We start from the raw sequence: 21,306 nt of genomic DNA, 5'->3' as shown, positions 1-21,306 counted from the left end.
TGTTACGTATGACTTATTCAAACTGATAAGAAACGGCACTTAGCAAATACTGACTAGCTGTTTCCGTGCGTAAAATTCTGGGACCAAGCGAAACAGAATGGATACCATTCTCTTCTGCATACTGAATTTCACTTTCAGAAAATCCACCTTCTGGTCCAATCATGACGAAAAGCGAGTCGCCAACAGACAAGTTTGACAGTACCTCGCCCAATCTTTTGGTATCTTCTTTTTCATAAGCAATAACGGCAGTCGTATAGCTTTTCGCATGTTCAACCACTTGCTTAAAGGAAAGCGGAGTTAAAACCTCAGGTAAATAGGCCCGATGTGATTGCTCAGCCGCTTCTTTTACAATTTTTGACCAACGCTCTAGCTTTTTTGCTTCTTTCTTTGCATCTAGTTTAACGATGGTACGCTCTGATTGAAACGGTACAAAGGAAGTAGCTCCAAGCTCCGTTCCCTTCTGTAAAATCCACTCTAGTTTGTCCCCTTTTGGCAAACCCTGACCAATCGTCACCGATACAGGTAACTCTGTTTGTTTTGTGATTTGCTCCACGATCTCAGCGCGCACTTCTTTGGGCTCCAAGGCAGAAAGACGGGCTTTAACCACCCGTCCTCTCCCATCGCTAACCAAAATATGATCGCCAATCTCTGTGCGCATAACCTTCACAATGTGGTGAACATCGTCCCCGGTAATAACCACATGATTGTCAAAAAATTGTTGGCTATCTATAAAATAACGTTGCATCTGATTATTAACCCCATTATTCTAACGTTTTTTCGCGATAATTGCTACCCAGTCTTCCATGTAAACTGTTTCTATAACTTCCAATTTCGAGGCTGCTAATGCCTCTTTTACATCGTTTTCACGCGCCCCAATAATACCAGAAGCAATAAATGTACCGCCTGGTAATAAGACACGATGAACATCATCCGTGAAACGAATAATTACTTCTGCTAAGATATTGGCAACTACTACTTCAACTTTTTCGTTGATTCCATCGAGCAGATTGTTCTGTTTCACTAAAACCTTGTCATCTACTTTGTTGATGACACAGTTCTCTTGCGCAGAACGAACCGCAATCTCATCTAAGTCCATGGCAGTCAAGGAAGAGGCTCCTAATTTAGCAGCAGCAATACTTAAGATCCCTGTTCCAGTTCCCACATCATAGACGCGATCCCCTTTTTTCAGGTAGCGTTCAATCGCACGAATACACAGCACAGTGGTTGGATGTGTACCTGTACCAAAAGCCATGCCAGGGTCCATCTCGATAATAAGCTCCCCTTCTCGCTTCGGTTTGTACTCCTCCCAGATAGGCGTGATCGTGATATGATCTGAAATCGCAACTGGCTTATAATATTTTTTCCAAGCAGATGCCCAATCATCTTCATGAACCTCTGTCATAGTAACAGTTCCTTTTCCGACATCCAATCCGAAGGTCAGAAGTTCGTTTACCTGTGTTTTAATCTCTTCAACGGTTTCACCCAAATAACTATTCACAGGAAAATATGCTTTGACAATCACACCATCAGTAGGAAAGTCATCTGGTGAGAGGTGGTAGATTTCACCAAAAGGCGTGCTCCACTCACGGGATAAAATTTCGGGATCTTCAATGACAACGCCACCTGCTCCCGCTTCGTACAAAATACTAGAGACAGCCTCAACCGCCTCTGCCGTGGTGTGAATACTAACTTCTGACCAATTCATGCTCTACCATCCCCCATCTAGCTTTCCACAACATATTATTCGCCGCGTAATCTACGCTTGATTTTATCAAAAAAGTTCTCTTCTGGCTGTTCATGTAGGGGAGCACCATCCTCTAATCCCCCTAATTCACGTAACAGATCTTTTTGACGATCAGTTAATTTCGTAGGTGTCACTACTTTAATCTTCACGTGCTGATCACCTCGCGCGTTTCCACGTAAGTGTGGCACACCTTTCCCACGTAAGCGGAAGAAAGTGTTAGTTTGCGTTCCTGCTGGGATTTTCAGCTTCACACGGCCATCTACTGTTGGCACTTCAATCTCATCACCCAAGGCTGCTTGAGCAAAATGAATAGGCATCTCACAAAAGATGTCGTTTCCATCGCGTTCGAAGAAGTCGTGTTTACGCACACGGAACATAACATAAACGTCACCCGCTGGTCCACCATTCACACCAGCTTCACCTTCGCCAGTAATTCGCATTTGCTGTCCATCATCTACCCCAGCAGGGATGTTAATGTGAATCGTGCGCTTGATTTTTTGGCGACCAGTACCTCTGCAAGTTGTACATCTTTCCTTGATCTGCTTTCCTTTACCATTACAAACAGAGCAAACACGACGATTAACGACGCGTCCAAATGGAGTGTTTGCCTGAACTTCCTCCTGTCCAGATCCATTACATCTAGAGCAGGTTTCTACCTTCGTGCCAGGTTTAGCCCCACTTCCGTGACACGTATCGCATTCCACTTCACGTTGAATCTCGATGTCTCTTTCTTTGCCAAACACAGCATCCAAGAAGTCAATGTTGATCGCATACTCCAAATCAGCACCACGGCGCGGTGCATTTGGATTAGCACGACGTCCACCGCCACCAAAAAACATATCAAAGATATCACCAAAGCCACCCATTCCAGAAGCATCAAAGCCTCCGCCAAAGCCTTGGTTCGGATCTTGATGTCCAAAGCGATCATATTGGGCACGTTTTTGGTCATCTGAGAGTACATCATATGCATCTTTTACTTCTTTAAATTTGGTTTCAGCATCCGCTTCTTTATTAACGTCTGGATGGTACTGCCTCGCCAATTTTCGATATGCCTTTTTTATATCATCTGCACTGGCGTCTTTTCCAAGTCCCAGCACCTCATAATAATCTCGTTTCATACTTGTCTATCACTCCCGTATCCAAGACAATCAAAGATAATCTTAGCATGTATACTTGCAAGCTTCAATAGAATCCCCATTCCATAAAGGAAAAGAGTCAAAGTCAACATTGTGACTTTGACTCCTCTAAATCTCTGTATCTATTCTTATTGTTTTTTCTCTTCGTCAACTACTTCATAGTCAGCATCTACTACATTGTCTTTTCCTGCTTGATCTGCACCTTCACCGTCAGCATTTTGAGCCGCTTGTTGTGCTTGTGCTGCTTGCTCATACAGTTTAATAGACAATTGTTGAACGATTTCAGAAAGCTCTTCTTTTGCCGCTTTAATCTCGTCGAAGTTACCGCCTTCTAAAGCTTTTTTCGTTTTTTCTTTCGCTTCGTTTGCTTTATCGATCTCGGCTTGCTCTACTTTACCTTCAAGATCTTTAAGTGTTTTCTCGGTAGTAAACACTAACTGATCTGCTTCGTTACGAATTTCTACTTCTTCTTTGCGCTTCTTATCTGCTTCGGAGTTTAGTTCCGCTTCTTTTACCATGCGGTCGATTTCCTCGTCAGAAAGACCAGAGTTAGAAGTGATTGTGATTGCTTGTTCTTTACCTGTACCCAAATCCTTAGCTCGAACGTTTACAATACCGTTAGCGTCAATGTCAAAGCTAACTTCTACTTGTGGAACACCACGTGGAGCTGGTGGGATATCGCTCAATTGGAAACGGCCCAACGTTTTGTTGTCTGCTGCCATTTGACGCTCCCCTTGCAACACATGGATATCAACCGCTGTTTGGTTGTCCGCTGCTGTAGAGAACACTTGAGATTTACTTGTTGGGATTGTTGTGTTACGGTCGATCAATTTTGTGAACACTCCGCCCAATGTTTCAATACCAAGAGAAAGTGGTGTTACGTCAAGAAGTACTACGTCTTTTACATCACCAGTTAAAACACCCGCTTGAACAGCAGCACCAAGAGCTACTACTTCGTCTGGGTTTACACCTTTATGCGGATCTTGACCAATGAACTTCTTGATTGCTTCTTGTACCGCAGGGATACGAGTGGAACCACCAACAAGAAGAACACGATCAATTTGGTTTGGAGAAAGACCAGCATCGGATAGAGCTTGACGAGTAGGACCCATAGTACGCTCTACCAAACCAGCTGAAATCTCTTCAAATTTCGCACGAGACAAGCTGATTTCCATATGTTTAGGACCAGAAGCATCTGCTGTGATAAATGGTAGAGAGATCGTAGTAGTGACAACACCGGACAAATCTTTTTTCGCATTCTCAGCTGCATCTTTCAAACGTTGCATAGCCATGCGATCTTGAGCTAGATCAATGCCGTTTTCTTTTTTAAATTCAGCTACCAAATAATCCATGATCACTTGGTCAAAATCGTCTCCACCTAATTTGTTATCTCCAGAGGTTGCTTTTACTTCAAAGAAACCTTCAGACAACTCAAGGATAGATACGTCGAATGTACCGCCACCCAAGTCATAAACAAGGATTGTTTGGTCTTCATTTTTCTCTAAACCATAAGCAAGTGCCGCTGCTGTAGGCTCGTTGACGATACGCAAAACTTCTAAACCAGCAATACGTCCAGCATCTTTAGTAGCTTGGCGTTGGCTGTCATTGAAGTAAGCAGGAACTGTGATAACTGCTTGCGTTACCGGTTGGCCCAGATATGCTTCTGCATCAGCTTTTAGTTTTTGCAAGATCATTGCAGAAACCTCTTGCGGTGTATAATCTTTGCCTTCTAATGTTTCTTTATGATTTGTACCCATCCAACGTTTGATGGAGATAACCGTATTATCAGCGTTTGTAATTGCTTGGCGTTTTGCTGTTTCACCAACAATGCGCTCTCCGTTTTTGAAAGCTACTACAGAAGGTGTCGTACGGTTACCTTCAGCGTTGGCAATAACGATAGGTTCGCTACCTTCCATAACTGCTACACAAGAGTTAGTTGTACCAAGGTCAATACCAATTACTCGACTCATAAATCTTTTCCTCCTCGATTATCTACAATATGTGAATGATTCTTTTGCTTAAAAGCACAACTTACTTACGCGTTTACTTTAACCATTGCAGGACGGATAACGCGGTCCTTAAATTGATAACCTTTTTGTAATTCTTCTACGACAGTGTTTTCTTCGTAATTAGAATCTTCCACTTGCATCACAGCTTGGTGTACATGTGGATTGAACGCATGCCCTACTGAGTCAATAGCCTGTAGGCCTTCTTGCTCGAATACTTGCACCACTTGACGGTACACCATTTGCACCCCTTGCAAAATGCTTTCAGCGGTAGCGGTACTAGGATCAACAGCAAGAGCGCGTTCAAAGTTATCAAGCGCCGGCAATAAGGATTCTACTACCTTTTGAGAAGCATATTTTTGCAAATCCTCTTGCTCTTTACGTGAGCGACGACGCATATTATCCATATCCGCCAAATTGCGTAGCAAACGGTTTTCTTGCTCTTGCAATTGAGCTTGTAGACGCTCTACTTCCATTGCTAGGTCAAGTGTTTCACCTGTTTCTGTTGCCTCAGTTTCAGCTTGCTCATTTTGCTCAGCGTGGTCTTGAGCCATTTCCTCTTGCTCAAGTTCAACCTTTGCTTTCTCTTCGCTCAATCTGATTACCTCCTCTGTGTGACTAATAATCTATGTAAGCGAGCAACCATAACCCGCCCGCCCTTGTTCGTCATGAATCCTCTTGCTCCTCTGAAGATCGTCCTTCTATCTGTGCATTTAACATCTGCGACAATCCCAAAGCAATGAAATCCAGGACAGCAATCACTTTACCATACTCCATGCGCGTAGGTCCAAGTATACCAATCGTACCTACGGGCTTACCGTTAAAGGAATAATTGGTCGTTACAATGCTACAATTCTTCATGGCGTCGAGATGATTTTCGTGACCGATGCGTATCTGTAATCCCTTCTCATTGGTTTCAAACAAATGCGTCATTTGATCACTGCGTTCAAACAGCTCCAAAATTTCTTTGACTTTTTCTACATCCTGAAACTCTGGTTGCTCCATGAACTTAGTAGTTCCTCTTAACAACAAACGCTCAGATGAATCACTTTCAATAGCATGACTAATCATGTTTAACATCTCTTCATAATGATCAACATGGCGTTTCAATTCATCTGATACTTCTTGATACAAGCGTTGGCGCAGTTGCCATAGTGGTGTATCTTGCAATTTTGTGTTTAAAACATTAACCAATTTCTCCATATCGCTCGGTGATAGTCCCGCCGGCAAATCAATACGCTTATTTTCTACACGCCCTGTTTGAGTCACAATAATCGCCACAGCTTGTGTGTCGCTCAATGGGATAATTTGCAGATGCTTCAAGCGATGTTCAAAGATTTCTGGTCCAAGAACCACTGCCGTGTAGTTGGTCAATTGTGATAGAACCGAAGCTGTCTGCTCCACGGCATTTTCAAAATGCAAGATTCGATCAGCAAACATTTGCTTCCAAGTGTTCGCATCTACATTGTTCTTCAGTACATTAGGCTCCACTATGTGGTCCACGTAAAAGCGATAGCCTTTCGTGGAAGGAACACGTCCCGCAGAAGTATGCGGCTGCTCCAAATAACCCAAATCCTCCAAATCAGACATTTCGTTGCGGATCGTAGCCGAACTGAAGGTTATTTCGGGCCGTTTTGAAATGGTCCTGGAGCCAACGGGTTCTGCCGAATGAATATAATTTTCAATAATAGCTTGTAAAATCAGCTTTTGTCGCTCCGATAACATACCTAACGCCCTCCTTCTGATAATGTTTGGCTATGTCGATTGACAACTTCTGGTCCGGTTTTGTTAGCACTCAGATCAAGCGAGTGCTAACGGATACTATTAACTTATCAAGTGACAGCTGATTTGTCAACTTCTCTCCTGTGAAAAATGCAAAAAAATAGGAGAAAAAAAGCACTTTTTTCGGATTTTTCCGCATAAAAGTGCTTCTTGAGCTGATTTTTTATTTATCGAAACCGAGCCTCTTATTCCTAGTTCATTCACATGCTCTACCAACTACACTCGTAAAAAAGCAGCAAATACTTCGTTGCCAAGAGGTAAGCCTTTTGACGTAAGACGTACATGATGATCTACGATTTCTAGCATTCCTTTCTGGAGTTCCTGCTGTAATGGCTCCCCGAACTCTTCTTGAACGGTTCGACCAAAACGCTTTGCAAAACTCTCCATGTCTACCCCTTCACGCAAACGTAAGCCCAGAATCATCTGCTCTTCCATTGCTTCCTTCTGCGTTACCTCAAATTCCTCTACACGTGGAGAGCCTTCCATAGCCATACGTGTGTAAACAGCTAGTGGTCCTGCATTGACATGTCTTCTGCCGTTTACATATCCATGTGCTCCAGCTCCAATACCATAATAATCCTGGTTTAACCAATACGTCTTATTATGTCTGCTCTGTTTACCCGACTTAGCAAAATTACTAATCTCGTACATGGACATCCCGTTCTTCTCCAGTGTTTCTATTAAAAGAAGATACATCTCTAGCTCTGCATCTTCTGTAGGCAGTGGTAATTGATCCTTTTGATACAAAGTATGAAATAGAGTATTCTCCTCTACCTTTAAACCGTAGGAAGATAAGTGTGTGATTGGTAGCTCCATCGCTTTTTCCAAGCTTTGAGCAAACATCTCCATCGTCTGATCTGGTAAGCCAAACATTAAATCAATCGAGATATTGTCAAATCCAGCTTGAACCGCATTATTGACACTTTGATAGACCTCATCCACATCATGAATGCGACCAATACGTTTTAATAAATCACTTTGGAACGATTGTACGCCAAAACTAATCCGATTTACTCCAGATGATCTCATTAGCTTTAATTTCTCAAGATCAGTAGTGCCCGGATTTGCTTCCATGGTCCATTCCAAATCATCACTAAAATATGGAGCAAGATGCTCATTAACCATATGCAAAAATAACGACATTTGCTCCTGATCTAAATATGTTGGGGTACCTCCACCAACAAAGATTGTGTTTATCTTCTCAGGAGGATTTTGCTGGAACGTTAATGCCATTTCCCGGCGTAAAGCTTCTAAGTAATCCCAGACCAATTGAGGATTATTGGTAACAAAAGAATTGAAATCACAATAATAACATTTATTCGTACAAAAAGGGATGTGGATATATACAGCATTTGGGGCCATCTCAACCCCTCCTTGTTTTCAAATTTTCACCTAACAAAGAGAAGACCTGACAGCCAGAACGGTGTCAGGTCACGACTCTTACTTATCATCTATACGTAAAACAGCCATGAATGCTTCTTATTGACATAGAGTATTTACCTGTATCTAACTGTATTCTGTTTTAATCTACAAACATTGACAGAGCAATGTTGTATGGGTGCTAGAACATCATAATGTATTCTTATCTATCACGTCAACTCGCTGTTTATCCACCAAGAATGGTGGGTCCACGGTGGCGAGATGTAAGAAATCAATCGAACAAAGGAGCGTTTTATATTATAGAGGAGTAAGTAGTGAAGAAATATCTAACCATTATCACAACTGTTTCATTAGTATTTTACGCTATTCACTGTAGCTAATTATAATAACTCAGAGAATCATGTAGTCTACAGTAGCGTAAAAAGCATATGTTGATAATCCACAAGGCTGATATAACTTCGTTCTTCACAAACCCTTTAGAGCGCTAAATAGCGTTCTTTTTATTTTGTCATAATTTGTCGATCGTATCCCATTTTTTTGAACAACAGAAATTTATAGGACATACAGTAAAGTAATACATTAGGAGGAAGAAAGGAGGGATTAAAAATAGTATGTTTATACTTCAAAGAGACGTTCCCCCAGTCGCTAAACTAATCGGAACGCCCCCATCATGAATAACAAAAATGTTATTCGTGTTAATTGTACCACTAATATAAAGAAATATAAAACAGAAAATTCAAAACCAAGGAATTATTCGCGTAATATTATAGAACTCCTCCGTAAAGAATTAGAACAGGTATATTTTCAAAAGGTTCATTTTTACCTCCAGCTGTACTGCATATGAACAAGCAACTAGATGAATACAAAGGTTACATTTCAAAAGCTTACAAAACACTAGTTGTCGATAGGGCAACACTGTATGAAAACCACCGGAGTCCTTTGGGGTAATTTGGGGTTCAATTATTCCATTAAGGCAATTATATTGATCGAGAAAAAGGAATTTCTGTAAGATTTCACGCAAAAATATCCCTTTATTGAAAACATTCAGAAAAGAGGTTACACTTTATGATAAGCAAAACATTAGTGAAAGGTATTGCAATTTTATCTACCGTCGGGTTTCTAGGGACTGCTATTGCTCCAGAAACCAGCGCGTTTGCTCAAGAAAAAGTGTCACAAACTGTTTCTTACCAAACTCCAATGTCGCAACAAGAAATGGATAAGATTATCCAAGAAACTGCTAATGAAATCTTAGAAACTGCACCAAGAGTAGTAGTAGAAAAAGAGCCTGCACAACTTGAAGCACAAGGTTTTGTTTCTCTTGGAACAAAGCTAATGAAATATTTTGGTAAAGGGTATGTAAAAAGGGATTTCCCGAAAAAAATATATGCTAAATTCCCAGACGCAGTAAAAAAAGAAGTGACAGAAGATATGTGGATTGGAACTTGGAACACCTATATTTTGATGGGGCCGTTAGAGGAAGTAAAAGAAACTGTAACTAAAGCTTTGGAGCCATATGTTTGGGGATGGGTTGCAAAATCTTGCGGGATTATTGCACAAGGTATCGTGTACGCTATACTTTAAAAACAGAAAGGAGATAAAATGAACTCAAAGACTTTAAAGTTCATTCTAACTATTTTTTCTGTATATGGTACTATGCAAGTTACAAAAGAAATGAATATAGCTGATAATTGGTTTATTACAGAGTTTGTTCGTTTCTTGATTGTTTTCGTAGTAGTCTTCGTTGTTTCTATCCTTTTAAATAAAATATACAAAGATAAGGATAAAGAGGAGTAGCCGCCTCTTTTAATCTTAACTGAAAAATCATTAAGTAGAAACGTCCGAATCTCCTTCGTATTCGGACGTTTTCTTGTTTCCTACTAACTGTTTACTTTTATCTATTTGTTCTGCGGCTCCTGTCTCACAACCTAAATACTGAGATACCGCCCAACGCCATCAAATAACAAGCCAACAAGTCTCCCCCGATCCCCCGCCAGAATTTAGTTATTTCCCTATACCATCCCTCTTTCTGAGCGCCGTATCCCCTTTTTAGATACAAAAAATGCCTCTCTCAGATGAGAAAGACGCTTTTTTCATTTCTACTTATAAAGATCAGTACTCGGCAACAAGAATGGACATATTCGAATGAATCATAAATGAGGTTAAATCCCCCCACCATTTTACCAATCCGGTGGCTATAGGGTGGGGGAAGTGAATTTTTGCTAGTAACACAAATCGTAAAAACCTTCTATTTATCAGCTATTACTTATCATCCATGCGTAGAACAGCCATAAATGCTTCTTGTGGCACTTCTACGGAACCTACCGCTTTCATGCGCTTCTTACCTTCTTTTTGCTTCTCTAATAGCTTCCGTTTACGGGAAATGTCTCCGCCGTAACATTTCGCTAATACATTCTTGCGCATTGCGCTAATCGTTTCACGTGCTACGATCTTTTGACCGATAGCTGCTTGAATTGGTACCTCAAACTGCTGGCGAGGAATTAACTTTCTTAGCTTCTCACAAATCACTTTACCACGCGGATAAGCGGTATCCTTATGAACGATAAAGGATAGGGCATCGACGATCTCACCGTTTAGGAGAATATCCATTCTCACTAGCTTGGATGGTTTATAGCCCGCCATTTCGTAATCAAAAGAAGCGTATCCTTTGGTGCCTGATTTTAACATATCAAAGAAATCATATACGATTTCAGACAGTGGCATATCATATTTCAATTGTACACGATTTTCACCTAAATATTGCATATCAAGGAAATCACCACGCTTGCCTTGGCAGAGCTGCATAACATCCCCAACATAATCCTTTGGTACCATGACCGTGGATGTTACATATGGCTCCTCAATTTGCTCAATCTTTTGTACTTCAGGCATTTTAGACGGGTTATCAATTTCAATAACCTCACCATCGGTTTGCGTAATACGATAAATTACGCTTGGCGCTGTCGTAATCAGATCAATATTGAATTCACGTTCAATACGCTCCTGAATGATTTCCATGTGCAAAAGTCCTAGGAATCCGCAACGGAAGCCGAAACCAAGCGCTTGCGATGTTTCTGGTTCAAATTGCAGGGAAGCATCATTAAGCTGCAATTTATCAAGAGCATCACGTAGATCATTGTAATCACTGGTATCAATTGGATAGAGTCCACAGAATACCATGGAATTAATTTTACGATAGCCAGGCAAAGCTCCCGTAGCTGGACGAGTTGCATCTGTAATCGTATCACCGACTCTAGTATCCCCAACGGTCTTAATAGCAGCGGCTACGTAGCCTACATCTCCAACCGTTAATTCATCCACTGGAGTCTGACGAGGCATAGAAGTACCTACTTCTGTAACCTCAAACGTCTTGTTGGTTGCCATCATCTTAATTTTCATACCTTTTTTCAAGGTACCATTGACAATACGCACGGAAGCAATAACACCTCGATACGCATCAAAATAAGAGTCAAAAATTAGTGCTTGCAATGGAGCCTCAGGGTCCCCTGTTGGAGCTGGTACTTTTTGCACGACAGCTTCCAGCACATCTTTAATACCAATTCCTGATTTTGCTGAAGTAAGAACCGCGTCGCTCGTATCAAGACCGATAACGTCTTCTACTTCTTGTTTAACACGATCTGGTTCCGCACTTGGCAAATCAATCTTATTAATGATTGGAATGATTTCTAGATTGTTATCAAGCGCCAGATATACGTTTGCTAAAGTCTGTGCTTCAATACCTTGCGCTGCATCCACGACTAACAGCGCTCCTTCACAAGCCGCCAAACTACGTGATACTTCATAAGTGAAGTCGACGTGTCCTGGTGTGTCGATTAAGTGAAGAATATACTCCTCGCCATCGTCTGCTTTGTAATTCAGGCGAACAGCGTTTAATTTAATCGTAATGCCACGCTCTCTTTCCAAATCCATCGTATCAAGAAACTGCGCTTCCATCTCACGAGCAGTCAAAGCTCCCGTCAGTTCAAGAATACGGTCAGCCAGGGTAGATTTCCCATGGTCAATATGGGCGATGATAGAGAAATTGCGAATTTTTTTCTGCCTTTCCAGACGATCCATTTCTTCGTTCCCTCCCACGAATAGAATGATCTGCTCATTCGTATCCGCTAAAAAATACACTAAGATTAATAATAGCAAAAAGGTAGTATTTGAGCAAGAAATGGCTATTGATAAACGCACCTATTTCTTTTCTGCGCTCCCTCCTCTCATGAACTTGTGATACATTGAAAGCAACGGTGTCCCCACTTTTATAAAGTACACATTATTGGCTGACTGTGAATCGTTCACGAAGGAGCCAAGAAGGCTACCCCATACATTTTTCTGGAACGCAGCAAATTGCGCTTCCTTCAGGGGAACAGATGATGATGCGTATGCTTGGTACATATGAACATCTGCCTTGGTTTGTTCAATATGAAAAACCAACAACACCTCGGCCTGGATATCCTCAAGCAGCTATCATCCGCACAGCATCATTGGTAGCTGATGTTCATTTGTTGGAAAAATTGGTTGGATTTTCAGTAACCATGGGACAATATCTGGATATGAAAACAGGTTTCCTCCCGCTTGCAAATGCATCCTTGCGTTTTGAATCAGCAGATTCTTACGGCTTTAGTTATTTTGAACCTAAAGGACTGCTCCTGGATAATACCAAATATGTGTAAGACTCTTACTTTAGGTATGTAAAACTTTGGTTTGGCACAAACTTCTTACCTCTTATGTAGACTATAACAAATTTGCTATTATACAGACTCGGTGCCAGCCGAGTTTTTTTATGCCAAAGAAATACTTCAGGCACACCTTCTCTCCCTGTACGCGACTACTTTATCGTTCAAACTACCTATTTATTATTGGTTACAGACAAGTTCCGTATGCTTATGTTTACCTGCTTCCAATCTGACTCTCAGAACTTGATATGCACTAGTCTAAAAGAGTTTAGGCATCCCCATCTCTTTGTGAACACATGGTCAGGCACCAATTCAGCCAAGGTAGCATATGGTAAAATTGTTGCACAAGGGCAAATATTTGTGATAAAGTTGACCTCAGGAAACTTTTTAGCATAAAGATAAAAAACTTGTAGGAGGACAACTATGCAACTGTTGAAAAAATCACGTTGGTTTTCATTCCTTAGTACTTCTGTCTTAGCTTTGTCACTTATGCTGACAGGTTGCGGACAACAAGTGATTAGCGGTGATAAACAACAAGCCCAACACGAAGGAACATGGAAAATCACTACCACTACTGGTATGGTCGCAGATATCGTGGCAAAGGTCGGTGGAGATCAAGTAGAGGTTACTCAATTAATGGGTGCTGGTGTAGACCCCCATTTATACAAAGCATCTCAAGGAGATATCAAACGAATTGAAGATGCCGACATCGTCTTTTATTCCGGTCTTCATCTCGAAGGTAAAATGGTCGATATATTCGAACAAATGAGCAAGAAGAAGCTTGTCATTGCGGTTACGAAACAAATCCCTAAAGAATTATTACATGCAGATCCTGAGTCACCAGATCAGCCAGATCCACACGTTTGGTTCGATGTATCCCTGTGGATGAAAGCTGTAGAACAGGTTCGTGACTCGTTATCTGAAATCGATACCTTACATAAAGATAAGTATCAGGCAAATGCAACAAACTATTTAAAACAATTGCAAGAATTACACGATTATGCCAAAGAGCAGGTTGCCACTGTTCCGAAAGAGCAACGTGTTCTAGTAACTGCTCATGATGCTTTTGCTTATTTTGGTAAGGCATATGATATTGAAGTTGTAGGCTTACAAGGGATTAGTACAGCTTCTGAATATGGATTAAAAGACGTTCAGAACTTAGTAACTACCCTTGTTGATCGAAAAATAAAGGCTGTTTTTGTGGAATCCTCGGTTCCAAAGCGTTCGATTGAAGCTGTAGTTGAAGGTGCTTCTGCAAAAAAACACAACGTTGTCATCGGCGGCGAATTATTCTCTGATGCAATGGGAACGCCAGGCACACCTGAGGGGAACTACATCGGTATGGTAAAGCATAATATAGATACAATTGTCTCTGCTCTCAAATAAAAAAGGAGGGTCCTATATGAATCCCGTTACATCATACGAACCACTCTCCGTCAGTAATTTGACGGTTGCCTATCAGAAAAAACCAGTCCTTCGCAATGTCACACTTACCATTCCTGAAGGCAAATTAATCGGAATTATTGGACCCAATGGTGCAGGGAAATCAACGTTTATCAAAGCCATTCAAGGGCTCATCCCTGCTGCCTCTGGCGAAGTCCACATCTATGGAAAACCCTATCGCGAGCAACGCAAGCTAGTAGGCTATGTCCCTCAACGTGAAACCGTAGACTGGGATTTTCCCACAGATGCTCTGGATGTTGTCCTAATGGGGCGTTATGGACGACTTGGCTGGTTCCGTAGACCTGGTAAAACAGACAAGGAATGGGCAATGGAATGCCTACGTAAAGTAGGTATGGCTGATTTTGCCGATCGTCAAATCAGTCAGCTTTCGGGTGGACAACAGCAGCGTGTCTTCCTAGCACGTGCTTTAGCCCAGGAGGCTCAAATCTATTTCATGGATGAACCCTTCGCAGGTGTTGATGCTGCTACGGAGAAAGCAATCATTCTCCTTTTGAATGAATTAAAGGAACAGAATAAAACCGTTTTGGTCGTTCACCACGATCTTCAAACTGTTACCGAATATTTTGACTGGATTATCATGATTAATAAACGAATGATCGTAAATGGTCCAACAGAAGATACCTTCACTACAGAGAATTTACAAAAAACCTACGGAGGCCGCTTACAAATCTTAGGTGATCGGCTGGCCCTTTCCACAGACAGGTCCAAGCAGGAGGGGTCAAAATGAGTTGGTGGCAGACTTTGCAAGATCCCAACACGCAATGGGTGCTAGCCGGTTGCATACTACTTGGAATCAGTAGCGGAGTACTCGGTTGCTTTGCCTTTCTCCGCGGTCGTTCATTGATGGGTGATGCTCTAGCTCATGCAGCATTACCAGGTGTTTGCCTAGTCTTTTTACTTACTGGCTCAAAATCAGTTGGCTTATTTTTACTTGGTGCAGGCCTATCCGGGCTAGTTGCTACTTACTTTATCAGCATGATTTCGCGTCACTCACGGATTAAAGAAGATACTGCCCTTGCGCTTATATTGTCTGTATTCTTCGGAATCGGAATCGTATTACTTACTTATATCCAGCATAGCTCCAGTGGTAATCAAAGCGGTCTGGATAAATTCTTGTTTGGTCAAGCTGCCTCTTTAGTAGGTAACGATGTCAATACAATGGTTGTTGTAGGCTCTATTTTAATTTTGTTAACAAGCTTATTGTTTAAAGAATTTAAATTACTTTCCTTTGACGCAGGATTTGGTCGTGGATTGGGATTGCCAATGGGGATGCTAGACGGACTATTAATGGTTATGTTACTGATGTCCGTCGTAATTGGTCTGCAAGCGGTAGGAGTTGTCTTAATGGCAGCCATGCTGATTACCCCAGCAGTTACAGCCCGCTATTGGACTAATAAACTTGGATCAATGGTTATACTCTCCGGTGTATTCGGGGCATTGAGCGGAGCTTTTGGAACATTACTTAGCACACAGGTTCAAAATTTACCGACTGGTCCTATTATCGTGCTAGGTGCCACAACTTTATTCTTGTTTTCACTCGTCTTTTCTCCAAGTCGTGGCGTATTGTTTAAACTAATTCGATTTTTACGTTTGCGGAATCAAGTCTTGCAGCAAGATGTCTTGCGCTCTCTATATGAATGTATGGAACAGGAGATTAAACAACGGCGAATATCCCATAATGTGTATATACCTGTGGAGCGAGTCAGTCAAAAAAGTGGAAAAGCACACGCTGCTGTAATCAAAGCCTTATCTAGCTTACAAAAAAAGGGCTGGGTTGCCTTTAACGAAAGTCGCCGGGAGCATTGGACATTTACTAAAACAGGTGTAGAAAAAGCACACGATCTCATTTTAGATCAGCGCCTCTGGGATTTATTCCTAATGAATGAACAAAAGTATCAAGGTTATAGTGTTGATCAGAATGAAGAGTTAATTGTAACTCAATTAACCAAACCACAATTGCAACAAATGATAGCAGAGTTAGAACACTATGACATGACACCTTTACTTCTCGGACATATGTCCCCCCCTACTTCCAGAAAAAAATCGGAGCAGGGAGGCGTTCCCGTATGAACAGTTTTTGGATTATTTTAACTGGATCATTGGTAGCCGCGACATGCGGCTTCCTCGGTTGTTTTCTTATTTTAAGACGAATGGCTATGCTAGGTGATGCGATAAGTCATGCTATTCTGCCTGGTATTGCCCTAGCATTTCTTATTACCAGTAGTCGAGAAACGTTACCTATGCTAATCGGTGCGGGGTCATTTGGCCTTCTGACTGTCTTTTTGATTCAACTTTTTCGTAACAGTGGTGTTAAATCAGATGCGGCTATCGGGGTAACATTTACCGCTCTCTTTTCCATTGGGGTGGTTATAATCTCCCTGTTTAGTTCGCAAGTCGATCTAGATTTGGATTGTGTACTATATGGAGAAATCGCATATGTACCGTGGGATACGCTAACGATTGGTGATTTGGAGCTGGGTCCAAGGGCAATCTGGGGAATTGGAATCGTCTTTTTAGTCAGCCTGTTGGTGATCTCTCTCTTTTACAAACAATTTAAGCTCTGCACATTCGATCCTGCAATGGCAGCAGCTATTGGTATTCCGGTCGCCTTGTTCCACTATCTCTTAATGGGACTTGTCTCCATGGCCACTGTCGCCTCTTTTGAAAGCGTTGGTGCCATCTTGGTTGTTGCCATGCTTGTTGTGCCCGGAGCAACCGCCTACCTGCTGACAGACCGTTTACCTGTCATGCTGGGGTTAAGTATGCTGATCGGAGTTCTATGCTCTGCACTCGGTTATGCATTGGCAACTTGGTTGGATAGCTCTATCGCTGGCGCTATGACAGTAATCGCAGGACTATTATTCGCCCTAGCCTTTGTATTCTCGCCACGATATGGTCTTATCTCTAAGCTACTTGCCCGCCGTAGCTTACGTGTATCCGAGCAGGAATAGTTGCTCGTCCTTTTTTAACGCTAACTAGCTAAGCCTCTCTCTTATATATCTAGGAGAGAGGCTTTTATTTATAAAACAGAGGCTAATTCCCCAACTAATACCTTAAATTTAACAATACATCTCGAATAGCCTGATCTTTCATCACGGTATCCCGATATTTTTGTGTTATTTCAGTTAAGGCGACATCATGATAGAAAAACTCGGTAAAGAACTTCACTAAGGGACGCGATCCTGTACGGATAGCTTGCCACTTACTATCTTCTATTCCTGCAAAAAGTAATTCCTGTTCATCTACGATAAGGATACGGCTTCTCTCTAAACTTGCGTGCTGTACATCAGGAATTAACGTAGATACCGTAGGAATCGTAGTTGAGAATTCACCAATCACATGAATATTAACGGTAATACCCTCGGCATATTTTTGCTCTAAAATGGGGAGAAAAGAAGCCAAATCATCAGCCCATCCCGAAATAAAAACCGATTGCTTGGCTTGTTGTAGCAGATCCTTTAGCAAGGATTGGATCGAATGATTATCTTTTAATGTCCATACTCTGTCATCTTTAGGTGCTTCTTTTTTTTGTGTGGTTCTTAATTTTTGAACATTCGTTTCAAAATCAGCTTTTAGTTTTTCAATGATAGACTCAATGGGAAGAGCCGTATACAACCGTTTTTTTTCGATTGTCGATTCAAGGATCATTCCCTTTTCAGACAAGCGATGAAGGACTTCGTATACTTTTGAACGCGGGACATTCGATCCCTTGACGATACCTGTTGCATCTAATGGCTGATCAACTGTTATAAGAGCTTGATAAACCTGACTTTCATATTGTGTAAAACCGAATTGTTGAAGCATAGTCTTTGACCCCTTGCTTAACCATTTAGTAGGTAGTAGTACCATCATAGCATATTCTCTGGTTTATTTTGTATGATGAAATTTACTCTTGTTTTCTCTCTTTTAAAAAGTTACTATTGCAGTGGTAACTTTTTTAAAAAGGAAGGTTGTTAGAATATGAATAAACGAGTTTATTTGCTAACAATTGTCTCTTTTGTTGTAGGGATGGTTGAATTGATTATAGGTGGTATTTTAGATTTAGTAGCCACTGATTTAGGGGTGAGTCTTGGTAAAGCAGGATTTTTGATTACAATGTTTTCACTTGTATTTGCCATTTCAGCTCCTATTCTATTAACATTAACCTCAGGAGTAGAACGAAAACGTTTAACCATGATTTCTTTATTAGTATTCCTTATCGGTAACGTAATAGCAGTCATCAGTCCAACCTATAGTATGTTGTTACTTGCACGTATCATATCGGCTGTAAGTGGTTCTCTGCTAGTTGTTTTATGTGTTACAATCGCATCAAGCATCGTGACTATACCATACCGGGCTCGTGCTATAGGAGTCGTATTTATGGGAATCAGTGCCTCTCTTGTGCTTGGCGTACCCATTGGATTAATGATAGGTAATGCCTTTGGTTGGCGAGCTCCTTTTATACTAATTTCTATATTGACCATACTTTCTTTAACTGGTGTGCATTTCTTCATGGATCGAATTGAACCAAAGCCTTCTATTCCGATTTGGAAACAGTTAGGCACATTGAAAAATCGTAAAGTATTATTTACTCAATTGACGTCGTTTTTGTTCTTAGCAGGTCATTTAACGTTATATGCGTATCTAACTCCATTTTTAAAAATGAAGCTAGGACTAGATGGGGATTGGGTAAGTATTGTATATGTCATTTTTGGTATTGCTGCCGTATTTGGCGGAGGTTTTGGTGGCTTTCTTGCTGATCGATTCGGTACAAAACGCACCATTCTATCTGTTATTTCTATCTTTGCTTTGACAATCTTTATGATTCCCTACACTACCTTCGCTTTACCGCTATTCTTAGTAGTGATGATTATCTGGAGCATGTTGAGTTGGGCAATCACTCCGGCATTACAAAGCTATTTAATTGAAGCTGCTCCAGAATCTTCTGATATACAACAAAGCTTAAACAATTCTGCTCTTCATTTTGGGATTGCTTTTGGCTCCTTTATTGGTGGAATCGTCATTGAGAGAGCATCCATTGATTGGAATGCTACTGTGGGTGGGCTAATCATTTTGTTAGCTTTAGGAACAGCTGTCTTCTCAATGGCTAAAGCTAGTCGTGTCACAGTATCGTTATCTAGACAATAGAAGAAGAGGTAAACACAATGGAAACAGAATTGCTTGCCATTTTTGATGAGTCTCACAATCAGGTAGGTTCAGCTTCACGTGCAGAGGTTCATAGTCAAGGTCTTTGGCATGAAACGTTTCATTGTTGGTTTATTAGTACTGAAAATGGAATTGACTATATTCATTTTCAAATCAGAAGTGAACAGAAAAAGGATTTCCCCTCTCTACTGGATATTACAGCTGCTGGTCATTTACTGGCTCACGAAACGATTCACGATGGAATAAGAGAAGTAGAGGAAGAATTAGGTATTCATGTCTCTTTCAATGATTTAGTATCAGTAGGTGTCATAAAGAACTGCATTATACAAAATGGATTTATTGATAAAGAATTAAGTCACGTATTTCTTTACCAAAGTAAGCATGCAATGAGTGATTATACACTCCAACCAGAGGAGGTTTCTGGTATGGTAAAAGCTGAATTTGCTGGATTTTGTGAGCTCTGGTTACGTGACATACAGAAAGTACTCGTTGAGGGTTTTGAAAAGAATACGAAGGGTGAGAGTATCCCTCTACAAAAAATGGTGGGCAAAGACGATTTTGTTCCTCATGAGAAGGCTTATTTTGAGAGTGTAATTCACTCCATAACACAATATCTTTCTGAAACAAAGGATTAAATACTAGTAGCAGATTTAAAAATACCCCCTATATGATAAAAGCAAAGACGAGCCATTCGCTCGTCTTTGTTTCGTAGATAAAGCAGATCGTATGATTTTTCTTTCATTGATCGGATTTACACACCGATGATTTGAAGCTCTTTTGGATAGCTTGTTAAAATTTCTACTCCTGTATCTGTTACAAGTACGTCATCTTCAATACGTACGCCGCCAACCTCTGGCAAATAGATTCCAGGTTCAATTGTAAATACCATACCACTTACCAATTTATCCTGGTTTGCCCCATGTACAGAAGGGTATTCGTGTACATCCATACCCATACCATGACCTAAGCGATGGGTAAAATACTCACCATACCCCTTATCTGCAATAACTTGACGCGCTACCTGGTCTAAATCAGCTAGTACAACACCTGGACGTGTAGCTTCAATCGCTGCTAGATTCGCTGCTAATACCGTTTGATACACTTCTTTTTGCTTGTCATTAATCTCTCCCACAGCAAATGTCCGTGTAATATCAGAGATATAGCCGTCTTGTAGCACACCCATGTCAAACAATAGGAACTCCCCGTTATCAATCTTACGGCTACCTGGCTTCCCATGTGGTAGCGCTGAATTAGGACCGCTTAACACCATAGTAGAAAACGAAGGACCTTGAGAGCCTAATTTTTTCATCAGGAATTCTAGCTCTGCTACAATCTCGGCTTCTGTTACACCTACTTTTACTTTTGGTAGGCATTGCCGTAGAACTTCCTCAATTGTTTCACATGCTCGCTTAATCCGAGCCACTTCATCAACCGACTTTATTAAACGCATTTGGCGCAACGGCTCTTCCACATCTATATATGTAGGAGCATCTAATTCTTTGACCATCGCTTCATAGATAGAAACAGTCAAATGACTCTTCTCCACAGCCAAGCTCTTGATATTCTGTGGTAGGGACTGCTTTAAAATCTGAAACGGATTATCCGTGTCTGTATGTGTCATAATTTTTTGTACGCTAGAAGCCGCTTCAGCTGCATTACGGTCTAACGCAGGTACGATTAATACCGGTTCTCCATCAGCAGGGATTACAAGTCCCATAAACCGTTCGTGCGGATCTGTAAAAAACCCTGTCAAATAATATACATGCATAGGAAGAGTAACGAGAATAGCTTCCGTTTGTTGTTCTTCCATGAAAGAACGAAGTTGAGTAAGACGTCTTTGATCCACTTCCTCCACCATACCTTTCTTTAGCTAACTTTCCCTATCTTGAGGATACCATAGGAGATGTACTGATACATCCTCCTTGTACAAATTAAATCTTCCTGCTCTCTCGTGATAGAGTCAACATATG

Annotated in this window: 18 protein-coding genes; 8 read left to right on the top strand and 10 right to left on the bottom strand. The window is 41.1% G+C overall.

Features of this window, described 5'->3' with window-relative positions:
• Positions 1–13: 13 nt before the first annotated feature.
• The 7 genes from BrL25_RS17645 to hemW all read right to left on the bottom strand — a co-directional run bounded on the left by BrL25_RS17645 (position 14) and on the right by hemW (position 8,030).
• Positions 14–745 (bottom strand): 16S rRNA (uracil(1498)-N(3))-methyltransferase, encoded by a 732-nt coding sequence (locus BrL25_RS17645; protein WP_018672904.1) that lies wholly within the window; start codon positions 743–745, stop codon positions 14–16.
• Between the two features lie 21 nt (positions 746–766).
• Positions 767–1,705 carry a 50S ribosomal protein L11 methyltransferase gene (prmA, locus tag BrL25_RS17640; RefSeq protein ID WP_018672905.1) on the bottom strand — a complete coding sequence of 313 codons (939 nt, stop codon included), beginning with the start codon at positions 1,703–1,705 and terminating at the stop codon, positions 767–769.
• A 35-nt stretch (positions 1,706–1,740) separates the two neighbouring features.
• A complete protein-coding gene (gene dnaJ, locus BrL25_RS17635) occupies positions 1,741–2,862 on the bottom strand; it encodes a molecular chaperone DnaJ (protein WP_018672906.1) in 1,122 nt (373 codons plus the stop codon).
• Between the two features lie 146 nt (positions 2,863–3,008).
• On the bottom strand, positions 3,009–4,850 hold the full coding sequence (gene dnaK / locus BrL25_RS17630; protein ID WP_018672908.1) for a molecular chaperone DnaK: 1,842 nt from the start codon (positions 4,848–4,850) through the stop codon (positions 3,009–3,011).
• A 65-nt stretch (positions 4,851–4,915) separates the two neighbouring features.
• Complete coding sequence (gene grpE / locus BrL25_RS17625; protein WP_018672909.1) at positions 4,916–5,482, bottom strand: nucleotide exchange factor GrpE; 567 nt, start codon at positions 5,480–5,482, stop codon at positions 4,916–4,918.
• A 70-nt stretch (positions 5,483–5,552) separates the two neighbouring features.
• Positions 5,553–6,611, bottom strand: a complete 1,059-nt coding sequence (gene hrcA / locus BrL25_RS17620) for a heat-inducible transcriptional repressor HrcA (protein WP_018672910.1) — start codon at positions 6,609–6,611, stop codon at positions 5,553–5,555.
• A 273-nt stretch (positions 6,612–6,884) separates the two neighbouring features.
• Positions 6,885–8,030 (bottom strand): radical SAM family heme chaperone HemW, encoded by a 1,146-nt coding sequence (gene hemW, locus BrL25_RS17615; RefSeq protein ID WP_018672911.1) that lies wholly within the window; start codon positions 8,028–8,030, stop codon positions 6,885–6,887.
• A gap of 1,083 nt (positions 8,031–9,113) precedes the next feature.
• On the opposite strand from hemW, the gene BrL25_RS17610 reads away from it, so the two are divergent.
• Entirely contained in the window at positions 9,114–9,629 is a 516-nt protein-coding gene (locus BrL25_RS17610; protein ID WP_018672912.1) for a hypothetical protein, read from the top strand.
• 678 nt (positions 9,630–10,307) lie between these two features.
• Here the strand turns inward: BrL25_RS17610 and lepA are convergent.
• A complete protein-coding gene (gene lepA, locus BrL25_RS17600) occupies positions 10,308–12,122 on the bottom strand; it encodes a translation elongation factor 4 (protein WP_026315273.1) in 1,815 nt (604 codons plus the stop codon).
• A gap of 299 nt (positions 12,123–12,421) precedes the next feature.
• Between lepA and BrL25_RS17595 the strand changes: the two genes are divergently transcribed.
• The 5 genes from BrL25_RS17595 (at position 12,422) to BrL25_RS17575 (ending at position 17,142) form a co-directional block, all read left to right on the top strand.
• Complete coding sequence (locus BrL25_RS17595; RefSeq protein ID WP_236848050.1) at positions 12,422–12,724, top strand: hypothetical protein; 303 nt, start codon at positions 12,422–12,424, stop codon at positions 12,722–12,724.
• Positions 12,725–13,150: 426 nt separating this feature from the next.
• The gene (locus BrL25_RS17590) at positions 13,151–14,113 is read left to right on the top strand and encodes a metal ABC transporter solute-binding protein, Zn/Mn family (protein ID WP_018672916.1); all 963 of its coding nucleotides are present in this window, start codon (positions 13,151–13,153) and stop codon (positions 14,111–14,113) included.
• Between the two features lie 16 nt (positions 14,114–14,129).
• Positions 14,130–14,918, top strand: a complete 789-nt coding sequence (locus tag BrL25_RS17585) for a metal ABC transporter ATP-binding protein (RefSeq protein ID WP_018672917.1) — start codon at positions 14,130–14,132, stop codon at positions 14,916–14,918.
• Positions 14,915–16,261, top strand: coding sequence for a metal ABC transporter permease (locus BrL25_RS17580; protein WP_018672918.1), 1,347 nt, complete (start codon positions 14,915–14,917; stop codon positions 16,259–16,261). Before BrL25_RS17585 ends, BrL25_RS17580 begins: the two co-directional genes overlap by 4 nt.
• Positions 16,258–17,142 carry a metal ABC transporter permease gene (locus BrL25_RS17575; protein ID WP_018672919.1) on the top strand — a complete coding sequence of 295 codons (885 nt, stop codon included), beginning with the start codon at positions 16,258–16,260 and terminating at the stop codon, positions 17,140–17,142. The genes BrL25_RS17580 and BrL25_RS17575 overlap by 4 nt, the downstream gene beginning before the upstream one ends.
• A gap of 94 nt (positions 17,143–17,236) precedes the next feature.
• Here the strand turns inward: BrL25_RS17575 and BrL25_RS17570 are convergent, their stop codons facing one another.
• Positions 17,237–17,995: a TrmB family transcriptional regulator gene (locus BrL25_RS17570; RefSeq protein ID WP_018672920.1), complete on the bottom strand. Its 759-nt coding sequence runs from the start codon at positions 17,993–17,995 to the stop codon at positions 17,237–17,239.
• Positions 17,996–18,151: 156 nt separating this feature from the next.
• On the opposite strand from BrL25_RS17570, the gene BrL25_RS17565 reads away from it, so the two are divergent.
• Positions 18,152–19,318 carry an MFS transporter gene (locus tag BrL25_RS17565; protein ID WP_018672921.1) on the top strand — a complete coding sequence of 389 codons (1,167 nt, stop codon included), beginning with the start codon at positions 18,152–18,154 and terminating at the stop codon, positions 19,316–19,318.
• A gap of 17 nt (positions 19,319–19,335) precedes the next feature.
• Positions 19,336–19,971, top strand: a complete 636-nt coding sequence (locus tag BrL25_RS17560; RefSeq protein ID WP_018672922.1) for an NUDIX hydrolase — start codon at positions 19,336–19,338, stop codon at positions 19,969–19,971.
• Between the two features lie 116 nt (positions 19,972–20,087).
• Here the strand turns inward: BrL25_RS17560 and BrL25_RS17555 are convergent, their stop codons facing one another.
• Complete coding sequence (locus BrL25_RS17555; RefSeq protein WP_026315274.1) at positions 20,088–21,182, bottom strand: M24 family metallopeptidase; 1,095 nt, start codon at positions 21,180–21,182, stop codon at positions 20,088–20,090.
• Positions 21,183–21,306: the final 124 nt, after the last annotated feature.

It is taken from the genome of Brevibacillus laterosporus DSM 25 (assembly GCF_002706795.1).
In the GTDB taxonomy this organism is placed as follows: domain Bacteria; phylum Bacillota; class Bacilli; order Brevibacillales; family Brevibacillaceae; genus Brevibacillus_B; species Brevibacillus_B laterosporus.
This window is presented reverse-complemented; position numbering and strand designations above follow the sequence as displayed.

Excerpts from the sequence above, each read along its gene's own strand:
- BrL25_RS17645 (WP_018672904.1), bottom strand. The coding sequence starts at position 745 with ATGCAACGTTATTTTATAGATAGCCAACAATTTTTTGACAATCATGTG.
- prmA (WP_018672905.1), bottom strand. The coding sequence starts at position 1,705 with ATGAATTGGTCAGAAGTTAGTATTCACACCACGGCAGAGGCGGTTGAG.
- dnaJ (WP_018672906.1), bottom strand. The coding sequence starts at position 2,862 with ATGAAACGAGATTATTATGAGGTGCTGGGACTTGGAAAAGACGCCAGT.
- dnaK (WP_018672908.1), bottom strand. The coding sequence starts at position 4,850 with ATGAGTCGAGTAATTGGTATTGACCTTGGTACAACTAACTCTTGTGTA.
- hrcA (WP_018672910.1), bottom strand. The coding sequence starts at position 6,611 with ATGTTATCGGAGCGACAAAAGCTGATTTTACAAGCTATTATTGAAAAT.
- hemW (WP_018672911.1), bottom strand. The coding sequence starts at position 8,030 with ATGGCCCCAAATGCTGTATATATCCACATCCCTTTTTGTACGAATAAA.
- BrL25_RS17610 (WP_018672912.1), top strand. The coding sequence starts at position 9,114 with ATGATAAGCAAAACATTAGTGAAAGGTATTGCAATTTTATCTACCGTC.
- lepA (WP_026315273.1), bottom strand. The coding sequence starts at position 12,122 with ATGGATCGTCTGGAAAGGCAGAAAAAAATTCGCAATTTCTCTATCATC.
- BrL25_RS17595 (WP_236848050.1), top strand. The coding sequence starts at position 12,422 with ATGATGATGCGTATGCTTGGTACATATGAACATCTGCCTTGGTTTGTT.
- BrL25_RS17590 (WP_018672916.1), top strand. The coding sequence starts at position 13,151 with ATGCAACTGTTGAAAAAATCACGTTGGTTTTCATTCCTTAGTACTTCT.
- BrL25_RS17585 (WP_018672917.1), top strand. The coding sequence starts at position 14,130 with ATGAATCCCGTTACATCATACGAACCACTCTCCGTCAGTAATTTGACG.
- BrL25_RS17580 (WP_018672918.1), top strand. The coding sequence starts at position 14,915 with ATGAGTTGGTGGCAGACTTTGCAAGATCCCAACACGCAATGGGTGCTA.
- BrL25_RS17575 (WP_018672919.1), top strand. The coding sequence starts at position 16,258 with ATGAACAGTTTTTGGATTATTTTAACTGGATCATTGGTAGCCGCGACA.
- BrL25_RS17570 (WP_018672920.1), bottom strand. The coding sequence starts at position 17,995 with ATGCTTCAACAATTCGGTTTTACACAATATGAAAGTCAGGTTTATCAA.
- BrL25_RS17565 (WP_018672921.1), top strand. The coding sequence starts at position 18,152 with ATGAATAAACGAGTTTATTTGCTAACAATTGTCTCTTTTGTTGTAGGG.
- BrL25_RS17560 (WP_018672922.1), top strand. The coding sequence starts at position 19,336 with ATGGAAACAGAATTGCTTGCCATTTTTGATGAGTCTCACAATCAGGTA.